The sequence below is a fragment of the [Scytonema hofmanni] UTEX 2349 genome, assembly GCF_000582685.1.
Classification (GTDB): Bacteria; Cyanobacteriota; Cyanobacteriia; order Cyanobacteriales; family Nostocaceae; genus Hassallia; species Hassallia hofmanni.
In genome coordinates this window covers 863,019-874,495 of sequence record NZ_KK073769.1, presented here as the reverse complement: position 1 = coordinate 874,495, position 11,477 = coordinate 863,019, and the positions used below count along the sequence as shown (strand labels likewise).

9 protein-coding genes are annotated in these 11,477 nt (G+C 40.5%); 4 read left to right on the top strand and 5 right to left on the bottom strand.

Annotation, left to right across the window (positions count from 1 at the left end):
• Positions 1 to 145: 145 nt before the first annotated feature.
• Positions 146 to 1,939: a serine/threonine-protein kinase gene (locus tag TOL9009_RS0134145; RefSeq protein ID WP_029637831.1), complete on the bottom strand. Its 1,794-nt coding sequence runs from the start codon at positions 1,937 to 1,939 to the stop codon at positions 146 to 148.
• 334 nt (positions 1,940 to 2,273) lie between these two features.
• Here TOL9009_RS0134145 and TOL9009_RS0134140 point away from each other — a divergent pair, with 334 nt between their 5' ends.
• Complete coding sequence (locus TOL9009_RS0134140; RefSeq protein ID WP_029637830.1) at positions 2,274 to 3,182, top strand: Tll0287-like domain-containing protein; 909 nt, start codon at positions 2,274 to 2,276, stop codon at positions 3,180 to 3,182.
• A gap of 93 nt (positions 3,183 to 3,275) precedes the next feature.
• On the opposite strand, the gene TOL9009_RS0134135 is transcribed toward TOL9009_RS0134140, so the two are convergent.
• Together TOL9009_RS0134135 and TOL9009_RS0134130 are read right to left on the bottom strand one after the other, a co-directional pair.
• Positions 3,276 to 4,589, bottom strand: a complete 1,314-nt coding sequence (locus TOL9009_RS0134135; protein WP_029637829.1) for a serine/threonine-protein kinase — start codon at positions 4,587 to 4,589, stop codon at positions 3,276 to 3,278.
• A 309-nt stretch (positions 4,590 to 4,898) separates the two neighbouring features.
• Positions 4,899 to 5,774 carry a phosphate/phosphite/phosphonate ABC transporter substrate-binding protein gene (locus TOL9009_RS0134130; protein ID WP_029637828.1) on the bottom strand — a complete coding sequence of 292 codons (876 nt, stop codon included), beginning with the start codon at positions 5,772 to 5,774 and terminating at the stop codon, positions 4,899 to 4,901.
• Between the two features lie 296 nt (positions 5,775 to 6,070).
• Here TOL9009_RS0134130 and TOL9009_RS41425 point away from each other — a divergent pair, with 296 nt between their 5' ends.
• Complete coding sequence (locus TOL9009_RS41425) at positions 6,071 to 6,502, top strand: hypothetical protein (RefSeq protein WP_063628731.1); 432 nt, start codon at positions 6,071 to 6,073, stop codon at positions 6,500 to 6,502.
• A 109-nt stretch (positions 6,503 to 6,611) separates the two neighbouring features.
• Here the strand turns inward: TOL9009_RS41425 and TOL9009_RS41420 are convergent, their stop codons facing one another.
• Together TOL9009_RS41420 and radA are read right to left on the bottom strand one after the other, a co-directional pair.
• Positions 6,612 to 7,808: an RNA-guided endonuclease InsQ/TnpB family protein gene (locus TOL9009_RS41420; RefSeq protein ID WP_051503236.1), complete on the bottom strand. Its 1,197-nt coding sequence runs from the start codon at positions 7,806 to 7,808 to the stop codon at positions 6,612 to 6,614.
• A 393-nt stretch (positions 7,809 to 8,201) separates the two neighbouring features.
• Positions 8,202 to 9,806: a DNA repair protein RadA gene (gene radA / locus TOL9009_RS0134115; protein ID WP_029637827.1), complete on the bottom strand. Its 1,605-nt coding sequence runs from the start codon at positions 9,804 to 9,806 to the stop codon at positions 8,202 to 8,204.
• Between the two features lie 168 nt (positions 9,807 to 9,974).
• Here radA and rpaB point away from each other — a divergent pair, with 168 nt between their 5' ends.
• Together rpaB and TOL9009_RS0134105 are read left to right on the top strand one after the other, a co-directional pair.
• Positions 9,975 to 10,703 (top strand): response regulator transcription factor RpaB, encoded by a 729-nt coding sequence (gene rpaB / locus TOL9009_RS0134110; protein WP_029637826.1) that lies wholly within the window; start codon positions 9,975 to 9,977, stop codon positions 10,701 to 10,703.
• Between the two features lie 108 nt (positions 10,704 to 10,811).
• Positions 10,812 to 11,456, top strand: a complete 645-nt coding sequence (locus tag TOL9009_RS0134105; RefSeq protein ID WP_029637825.1) for a cofactor assembly of complex C subunit B — start codon at positions 10,812 to 10,814, stop codon at positions 11,454 to 11,456.
• The last annotated feature ends 21 nt before the right edge of the window (positions 11,457 to 11,477 follow it).

Here is an 11,477-nt window from a genome sequence, read left to right as displayed (position 1 = left end):
CCCTCGGACTATAGCGGATGCCACTTGGCAAGGAAGGGACGCAAACCATTATTCAGCGCTGCGATCGCCTACGGCGGGTACGCCATCGCAATCCCTCCTACTGAATCATGGGAAGCTCCTTCAAATTTTCGATAAGATATTAATATTATTTTCGTCGCCAAATCTTGATGGTGTCGTCATCACTACCACTAACTAGGGTTCGCCCATCTGGACTGAAGGCAACGGTTCTGACATAGTTGAGATGACCAGTGAGAGTGCAGATTTCTCTAGCTGTACTTGCGTGCCAAATTTTGATAGTTTTATCCCAACTAGCACTAGCAAGAAGTTGCCTATCTGGACTAAAAGCGACTGACCAAACTGAGTCGGAATGCCCAGTGAGAGTGCTAAGTTCTTTATTTGTACTTACTTGCCATAATTTGACAGTGTTGTCACCACTACCACTAGCAAGTAATTGTCCATCTGGACTAAAGGCGACAGAGTTAACATAGAAAAAATGACTTGTAAAAGTGCAAATTTCTCTACCTGTGTGTACTTGCCAAAGTTTGATAGTGTAATCAGCACTACCACTTGCGAGAATTTCTCCATCTTGGCTAAAGGCGACTGACCCAACTAAATCGGAATGACCTGTGAGAGTAGAGATTTGTCTGCCTGTATTTACTTGCCATAATTTAATACTGTTGTCAGCACTACCACTAGCAAGTATCTGTCCGTCTGGACTAAAGGCGACAGAATTAACCCAGTTAGAATGACCTGTGAAAGTAGAGATTTGTTTGCCTGTATTTACTTGCCATAATTTAATAGTGTCATCCCAACTGCCGCTAGCAAGAAGTTGTCCGTCTGGGCTAAAGGCGAGAGAATCAACCATGCTGGAATGTCCAGAAAACCAACGATTAAAATCACGTAATAATTTGCCGGTTGTTAGTTGCCATAATTTGATAGTATTATCATTACTGCCACTGGCAATTAGTTGCCCATCAGGACTAATAGCGATCGCCTGAACCATGCTAGTATGACCTTTGAGAGTGTGTACGCATTGCCACTCTAGTGGAGCTACTACAGCAGGTTTTGGGATTTGTGGACTAGATATTTTAACTGTTGATGGTACATGTGCTCCAACACCAGCAACCAATAAATTCAACCACTCCTGCACGGATTGAGGGCGATAATTTGCCTGCAAATCCATACCGTGCATAATTGCCTGATTTACTTTGTCACTTATATTCGGATTTAAGTGTTGCGGTTGTTGCAGGAGAATATTGTTGCGTCTGTCTTCTGCACTCGTCGGCACAACTCCGGTTAATAAGTTATATAAAGTAGCGGCAAGGGCGTAAATATCAATAAATTCTCCCCGTAGTGCAACTAAATCATATTGTTCTGGTGGGGCAAAACCAGGAGTGCGATACACTGTATGTTTTTGAATAACATTAGGAATAAAATCTCTAGCAATACCAAAGTCAATCAACACTGCTTCTGATTTGCCAGAACGAAGCATAATGTTACGCGGCTTGAGGTCACGATGCAGCAAGCCTTTATTGTGAATTACTGTCAACGCATCACCAATTTGTCGAATATATAATAAGGCTTCTGCTTCTGATAGCAACCTCATCCTTCGCAAACGCTGACCTAAATCTTCTCCTTCAACGTATTCCATTACCATGCAAGGAAATTTGTCCTCATCGAAGATAGTTTCCACCTCCACTACATGAGGATGGCGACACACAGCTAGGTGAACAGCTTCATTGCGAAAGTCTTGTCGTAATTTGTCGCGGTGCTGTTTCCAAACCGGGTGATTAAGAATTTCTTCTTTGAGGGTTTTAATTACTCGTAATTCATTGCGTTGGTTTCTGGCAAGATAGGTAATGCCAATTCCACCTTCGCCTAGTTTGCTTTCGATAATGTAGCGCCCTCCAAATAAAGGCTGCCCCGGTTTCCACACCATTGTTAACAATTACCAAATACTGTTATTTGTTTTTGGAATACATCCTAGAGTAGAAGGGTAGATAATTTTTCACTTCTTTCACACCATTTTACTTTCGGCTTCTAACAGTTCAATTATTCAATCTCTTTGAGGATAAGGGTTTTATAGTAGAAAATCCACCCATCCCAAATTTCAAATTATAATAACTTTTCCCCCTACCTTATTTACCGACTTATCGAGGTATAGTCCGGAATCGTGCATTTCGCTTTTGTAGCTACATAAATTACTGTCAAAGGTAAAATGTAACTTTAAGTACTTCGGTAATAAAAATTTGAATTGCAAGTGAGCCACAATTATGTTAAAAAATCTCAATTTGAAACAACAATTTACAATTCTGCTTATTGTAATTCTCGTATTAGGTATGAGTTTAAGTGGATTTGCTCTGTCTTCTGTCCTGAAGCAGAATGCGATACATGATATTAATTCAACCGCTTTCATGCTTATGGAAACAATGAGTTCTGTACGTGAGTACACTAACACTCAAGTTAAGCCACTTTTGGACAATCAACTAGAAGCTGAGTTTTTGCCCCAAAGTGTGCCTGCGTACTCTGCACGGGAGATTTTTGATCATCTGCGAAAAAATCCGAAGTATAGGGACTTTTTCTATAAAGAAGCCACGCTTAATCCCACTAATCTTCGAGATAAAGCTGATAATTTTGAGACTACAACTATAAACAATTTCAAAAACAAACGCGATCTCAAAGAATTAAGCGGATTCCGCTCAATGCCAGGTGGGGATATCTTCTATATGGCTCGTCCACTGATTATTACTCAAGAAAGCTGCCTGAAGTGTCATACCTCAGCCGATATTGCACCTAAAAGTATGGTTGAGCGTTATGGCACAGCTAATGGATTTGGGTGGCACATGAATGAAATTATTGGCTCTCAAATTATCTCAATACCAGCAAGTAAAGTAATTAACAAAGCTAATCAATCTTCTTTTGTCATTCTCTTAATTGTATCAAGTGTTTTTATTGCTGTTATCTTTTTAGTCAATCTCTTTTTGACTCAAAAAGTTGTTCGTCCTCTCAAACGGATAACTCGCATAGCGGAAGAAGTCAGTATAGGGCATATGGATGTACAATTTGAGCAATTATCTAATGATGAAATCGGTCAACTTGCCAGAGCTTTCAGACGGATGCAATTAAGTTTGGAAATGGCAATGAAAAGAATTAAACGTCGTTCGGAAAATACAGGTAGTTAATTAATATATAGGAACCGGAAAGAAAAGTATTCAAATTAATGCTTGAACTCTTTAAAGTTCAGTGTTAGCTGTTGTTTCCTTAATCCTTGACTATTAATAATCAGAAAAAAATGATTGTTGAAATTCAAATGCTGTCTGCGAATCAGGAATTTCTTTCGCTAACAATTTAACCAATTCATCGGGCAAAATATCAGAATTTTCAGCTAATGTCTCTTCTATAATCAAACTGGCGATCGGTCCGATGTGGTAAGCTAGCTGTTCCTGACAAAGCTTAATGAATCCCTGTTTGAATGAGTTTACTGGTTGAGGTTGAGATTTTTTTGGGGGAATAAGCAAACTATCAAAATTTACTACTGATTGGTCGATGGTATCCGGGCTTTTTAATTCAGAAGAGTAAAGTTCAGTTACCCCAGTAGGTGCATTATTCATCTCTCCTTCTAATTCTTCAGGTTCTAAACACTGTAAATCAGTGAGAAGTTCCTTCACAAATACCCCAGAAGGTGCATTATTCATCTCTTTTTGTAACTCTTCCGGTTTTAAACACTGTAAATCGGTGAGAACTTCTTTTGCTGTTTGGTATCGGTTTTTAGGCGTATCTGCTAACATTTTATCAAGTACTTCAGCAAAAGCATCGCTGACATCGCTGTAGAGACGCCATTTCCATTCTAGAGAATACTGATCCATTAGTAGACATGGATCTCGACCTGTTAGCAGCACCGCAGCTGTTACTCCCAAAGCATAAAGGTCGCTACTAGGAGAACACAATCCTAAGCTAATTTGTTCGCGGGGAGCATATCCCACTTTTCCTACAAGAGACATTTTACCAACAAAGGTCGCCTGGTCTGAATTTATAGTATTGTTCAGTTCCCCAGCAATTTGTTTTCCTACACCAAAATCAATCAGCACTGGGACATTTTTGCTGTCAGGTAACATAACGTTGTCAGGAGAAATATCTCGATGAATAATGTTATGTTCGTGAATATATTCCAAAATAAGCAAGAGGTTTTTTAACCAGTTTATAATCTCGTCTTCGGAAAAATTCCGTCCCTCTTTTTGAAGCTTTTGTAGCAGCTTTGAATATGTTTGCCCGTCAACATATTCTTGTACCAAAAACAGCCGTCCATCTCCTTCAAAACAAGCCAAGAATTTAGGAATTTGAGGGTGTTGTAGTTGATGAAGAATTTTTGCTTCTCTTTTGAATAAATCGCGACATTTTTCTAGTCCGCTCTCTCCTGTACCAATGGGTGCAAATTCTTTGAGCACACAAGGTTCATTAAAGCGACGAGTATCAAAGGCTAAGTAAGTTCGTCCTAATCCTCCTTGTCCAAGAAGTTTTTGGATCGTATAGCGATTATCAATTAGAGTTCCAGAACTTATTTCTGGTTTTGTTAAAGGAGACTGTGACATCTCATCGCACTCCTAGCGATTTTTGGGAAAATAGATATATATAAATTTTTGTCGTTGAAGTAAGGCAAAAGTAAAGAATATTTCCAGATATTAATTTTTATTTACATAAATTAGTATTAAATCTTTAACTAAGTTACAGCAGATTCCGCTTTCATCGAATACAAGAGACTATTCTGTGCTACGTCTAATCAAGGAGAGGGGTTTTATATATGTACTTCATTTACCTCAAATCTGCTGTATGTTGATAAAAAAGACAAGTGTTAATTTTTATGATACTTAGTTAACTTATTGCTGACTAACATTTTCTTTTTAAAATTGTTCTGGATGGCGTAGAACTGCCGGTGTTTGCTTGACTCGCTGTTCCAATGGTATAACTTTTTCAACTAATTTAATGAACTGCTGGTAGTTAGGTATTTTAGCAGTAGGAACATAACCAGCATCTGCTGTAATATCTGCTGGTGCTTCACTCATCGCTTTTTGAATTTGCTGTTGTAAATTAAGTTCTACAGTTGATCCTAACAGCACAACACCTGAAGGAATCCATCTACTTGTGTGTAAAATTCTAAACTTTATTGTGGTAAATTGACTGTGATAAAGCTCGAAATCCATCTCTGATAAAGCACCAGCATCAACGCTGTCTTCACTAAGCCATTGTAGTATTGTTTTCGGAGTCGGGGCAAACCGGATTTGCGCGAGGGTTAAACCATAAAGGTCATACAAGGGAACGTAGTAACCAGCTGCGGAACCTATTTGTCCTAAAGCGACGGTCTTATTGGCTAAGTCGGCTATCTTTTGAATTGGTTTATTATCTAAGACTACAAGCAAAGAACGTTGTCGGCTACTGACTCCTCCCGTTGAAAATAAAGGAGTGTAAAGTTCTTTGTCGATTGCGATCGCTGCTAAACCGGGAGGTGCAAATACAATATCCCACTGTTTGCGTTGAATTTGCTCAATAGCCCGCAATTCGTTGTATGTAGGTTCTAGCTCTACAACTGAATGAGTTTTTTCTGCTATGTACTCTTTGAAGCGATTGTATTTGTCTAGAGAAACCGCTCCTTGTTCATAGCTCACCACACCAATAGTCAGTTTTTTGGGAATGACAGTTTCTTGTTGTAAATTACATCCTACCGTAAGTAGCAGAATTACCATTAGAGTCCCTAATAGCAGAAAACGGCGCAAAAACATAGTTTTTTAACCAAAGTATAATCTTACAGCCATACAGCGCATAGCTGTATCAATTTGATTATCTCTAGTTTGGTGTACTAAATTTAAAGCGATCGCTGTAATGAATCTTAATGGATATTTCAAAGTGGGGATATTTAGAAAAAGGCAGGGGGACTACCGTGTACACACAAATCGGATTATCCGGACTTAATATTATATCATGTTCTAGTAAAGACGTTCCGACGGAACGTCTCTACGATGGTTACGATATTTTTATTACTGTTAATTAAATGGACATAATACAACGGGATTAAATAATGCCTTACAGCCAGTTTGATATTGAATCAATCAGAGTCAACTTTAATATTACTCTCATCGAAAAAAACAGTAAATTTGCTGATGTACCAGAAATTAGCTATAGCGATTATCTTGTAGAAACGCTTCGTTTTAATACACCGATCGCTTTAGCAATTAACTCAGAAAAATCTCGTTCGGAAATGATTATCGCACCAATATTATTAGAATTAAAGCGGCTATACCCTGAAAAAGTAAGTTTATTTTCGGGTAAAGATTTTACCGTCGATATAGAAAAGGGTCTGAATGGTTATTGTGACTTTCTTATCAGTCGTTCTCCAGAACAGTTAATCATCACATCACCAGCGATCGCAGTGGTGGAAGCAAAAAATGAGAATATTGAAGCTGGTTTAAGACAGTGTATGGCAGAAATGATCGCGTCTGGTGATTTTTAACCAGCAAAAAGGAAGACAAATTAGTAAAATACTTGGTGCGGTAACTACCGGCAGTAGTTGGAAGTTTATGCAGTTACAAGAAACAACGATAGAAGTTGATTTGAGTAAACTACCTACACCGATTTGGAGTACCAAATGCGGAGTAGGCTTTGTCCCAGATTTCGCCACCAGTCGGAAACAAGCTGAGTTGTCCTTCCAACAAGCAAGCAATCCCCGGAACTTCAGGGTTGTTTACGGAAACCCCCAAAGCTGCAATGTTTAGCGCAGCATTTATATCAGCATCATGCTCAAAACCACAATGCCCACACTTGAAAGACTTATTAGAACGATAGGATTTACCTTTGATGGGGTGTACATGGTGACACCGCGAACAAGTCTGGCTGGTATAGGCAGGTGGGACGAAGACGACTCGCACACCAGCAATATTTGCCTTGTAATCAACAAATATTCGCAATTGGTAAAAAGCCCAATTATTAGTTCTCCGGCGTTCAGTCTTGCTTCTACGTTGCTGGTTAAGCGATTGCCTGATATTGATCAAGTCTTCAAAAGCCAAAGCAGAATTACTTGCGAGCGCATCTTGAACCAACTGTTTCGAGATATTGTGATTCAACCACTTTTGGAACCTTTGTTCTCTACCAGAGAGCCTTCGCAACAATTTCCTGGAACTGCGCGTGCGTTTGCTTTGAACATTGGATCTGACCTTACTATATCGGTCACGAACCGATTGAATCTGCTCACCACTCCAAGAGTCACCATTGGAAGTGGTGGCTATGTTGCGCCGTCCCAGATCAACCCCAATCACCTTGGGTGTTTTACCTGTAGGGCTGGTAGGCAAGTCAACACAGATATTGATGTAGTAGTTGCCGTGTTTCGTTTTGTTGAGGGTAGCAGCCGTTGGGGACTGCCCTTTGAGCAATGCCAACTGGTAGTTACCAATCAACAACTTAAACTTTTTGCGACCACACATCAAAGTAACGCCTACAGTTTGCAGTTCTTCCAAGTATTGAAAAGTCCGAGCATCCAAGCTCAAAGATGTTGGTCTGAACTTGTGAATTTGCTTAACTGCTTTAGCGTTGCCAATCACGCGGCGAATAGCTTGGCAAACGTGATTTGCTTTGATGCCTGTAGATGCGCGTACTGGCTTGTAAACCAAGTGGTGAAGCTTGGTAGTATTCCAGCATTTCGAGCGGCGTGCTTCCTCCAATATCTGATTGCAAGCATCAGCAAACCCCTGCAAGGTGCGGTCTATCTCAGAGCGCAACTCTACAGGGACTTGAATCTTGCATTTTACCGATATTGTTTGCATTGCATTCGTATCAAAACTCATCCAATTATATCAGAAAATACAATGCACAAACCTTTGGATTGGAAAATATTTGCTAATTGCTCAACTGTCCCCCTCATTGTTTGTGCTGACGCAGAAATTCACTCAGGGGACGTTTCGCAATTAGCCCTCCATTCCTCTCGCCACCAAACTGAGTACAGTTTTGGTGGGAGTCTCCTGGAGGTTTAGATGAATACTTTTTGAACCAAGTTGGTAAAATTTTAGGTATTCTCAGCTTGGGATTAGAAGAGACATAGGATATTGAGGCACATGATATCACACAAAGGCGCAAAATGTAAGTTATATCATGTCCAGTACATTACATATGATGTAGAGACGTAGCAATGCTACGTCTAATCAAGGATTGATGAAATTTTACTCGTCCTCATCATCTGGCATCAAATCTTCTTCTGTCAATCCTTGTTGGGGAAGGGCGGCAATAATTGCATCTATGACTTTGGAAACTGGTAAAATCTCAATATCAAGATCGGGAAATTTTTGCCCTTTGGGTACGATCGCTCTTTTAAACCCCAATTTTGCAGCTTCTTTTAAACGCAGTTCCATTTGGGAAACCGATCGCACTTGTCCCCCTAAACCCACTTCCCCGATCAACACTGTACCCGGATCGACAATGCGATCGCGGAAACTGGCAACAATAGCGATCGCTACTCCCAAATCTACCGCAGGTTCCTCGACATTCAACCCACCGGCAGAAGCAACGTAAGAATCCAACTTCGACATGGGAATCCCTACCCGTTTTTCTAACACCGCAAGTATTTGTACTAAGCGATTGTAATCTATGCCGGTGGTAGATCGACGCGGTGAAGTATAGCTCGTAGGACTTACCAAAGCTTGTAATTCTACCACAATTGGGCGAGTTCCTTCGCAAGCAACGACAATTGCTGTACCAGGTGCTGGATCGTCACGATTACCTAAAAATAATTCTGAGGGGTTAGCAACTTCTCGCAATCCCTGTGCCACCATTTCAAAGATGCCGATTTCGTGAGTTGCACCAAAGCGGTTTTTCACTGTTCTTAACAATCGATGGGAGGCAAAGCGATCGCCTTCAAAATACAATACTGTATCTACCAAGTGTTCTAATACTTTCGGACCTGCGATCGCTCCTTCTTTGGTGACGTGTCCCACAATTAACATGGTAATATCTTCGTGTTTCGCCACTTTCATTAATGCCGCAGTACATTCCCGTACTTGCGCTACTGAACCAGGTGCCGAAGTTAACGCTGGTAAAAATATTGTTTGAATACTATCAATTACTGCCACATTTGGTTTTAAAGAGTCTATCTCCCGCAAAATCTCTTCTAAATCTGTTTCTGGCAAAACATATAAATCAGCACCGATACTTTCGGAGTTTTTTGGTTGTGGTGCTTCTTCTACTACTAATACTACTTTGCCATTTTCCTCTACAACTTCAATTACATCTTTTAATACTCCTATACTTTCGGAGTTTTTTGGTTGTGGTGCTTCCTCTACAACTTCATTTGCATCTTTTGATACACCTAAGCGAGAAGCTCTTAATTTAATTTGCTGTCCTGATTCTTCCCCAGAAATGTAGAGAATCCGGTATCTCTGCGCTAAGGCATTTGATACTTGCAGCAATAGCGTAGATTTACCGATTCCGGGATCGCCACCAATTAACACCATCGAACCGGGAACTATTCCACCACCAAGCACCCGATCAAGTTCACCGTAACCAGATTCCCAGCGTGCTACTTGGCGATCGCTAATTTGATCAAAAGTTAAAGAAGCTCGTGCTTTGGGTGCCCTAACACCAGATTTACTATTGTTGTGACTGTTTTGCCAACTACTTACTCCCCCCCGACTGGGGACATCCACCGCAGATTGTTTAGTAATCTGCTCCTCCAAAGAGTTGTAAGTGCCGCAGGCTGGACATTTACCATACCACTGAGGTGATTCTGACCCACACTGACTACAAACGAAAACGGTTTTTGACTTAGCCATTCTTAAATCTTATTAATTAATCTTAATCATTTAATAATTTTTCCCACGATGAAAGTTGAATAATAGTAGTGCTTCTAGCTTTTTCCAAATGAATTCAGGGAATGATATCTTAATATTATGGTATTAAAAATTAATCTGAAAAATTTTAGTTAAGGAGCCTCGAGAAAGTTGGAAAGTCATAAAGAAAAAATTCTAGTAGTAGACGATGAAGCTAGTATTCGCCGAATTTTGGAAACCCGCCTTTCGATGATTGGCTACGATGTAGTGACAGCAGGGGATGGTGAAGAAGCTTTGGAAACTTTTCGCAAAGCAGAACCTGACTTGGTTGTCTTAGATGTCATGATGCCAAAGTTGGATGGCTACGGCGTATGCCAAGAATTACGTAAAGAATCTGATGTACCCATTATTATGCTAACAGCTTTGGGCGATGTTGCCGATCGCATCACCGGCTTAGAGTTGGGTGCAGACGACTATGTAGTTAAACCATTTTCCCCCAAAGAACTAGAAGCTCGCATTCGCTCAGTGCTACGACGAGTAGACAAAACAGGTGGTTCGGGAATTCCCAGTTCTGGAGTAATACATGTTGCCAATATCAGAATTGATACTAATAAGCGACAAGTATACAAAGGTGATGAGCGTATTCGCTTGACAGGTATGGAGTTTAGCTTACTAGAATTGTTAGTCAGTCGCTCTGGAGAAGCTTTTTCTCGTTCAGAAATTTTACAGGAAGTGTGGGGATACACACCAGAACGTCATGTAGATACCCGTGTAGTTGATGTGCATATATCCCGTTTGCGGGCAAAATTGGAAGATGACCCCAGTAACCCAGAGTTGATTCTCACCGCACGAGGTACTGGTTATTTGTTTCAACGGATAATTGAACCAGGTGATGAGTGAGAGGGGAAGAGGGGACAAGGGAGACAAGGAGACAAGGGGACAAGGGGGACAGGGAAGTTGACTCTTTGACTCTTTGACTGTTGACTATTGACTATTGACTTTTGACCAATGAGTACCGATCCTAATCGAGTTCTGCGGCGTCTACCCATCGTTGTTGGTGGTTTAGGCGCTATACTTTTGTTGATTAACCGTTTGTTTACAACAGAACTAACTCAGTCTCAATCCCGTGGGGATGTGCTGGGTGTGATTTTGAGTGCGGTTTTAATTTTAACGGGTTTAATTTGGCAGCAGGTACAGCCGCGATCGCCAGAAACTGTAGAATTGATTGGTGAAGAAGGTTTTATACTTGCGTCAGATTTACCTGAAGCTGTAAAAACCGAATTAGCTTGGGCATCTCATTTATTGTTGACTAATACAGTCACGCGATCGCTTATAGTTTTCTCTCAAGGTAAAGTTTTGTTGCGTCGCGGTATTCTCGCTCCTAAATCGGAAGTAACACCAGGACCAATTTTAAAGCGAGTGCTAGAAACGCAAAAAGCAATTTATCTAGTTGCTTTAAAAGTATACCCAGGACAAATTGAATTTGATTATTTGCCAGAAAACACTCAAGGTGTAATTTGTCAACCTATCGGCAATCAAGGAGTTTTGATTTTAGCAGCAAATTCTCCTCGCAGTTATACCAAACAAGATGAAAAATGGATTGCCGGTATTGCTGACAAGTTAGCTGTTACTTTAAAAGGGACTGGGGACTAGGGACTGGGGACTGGGAACTAG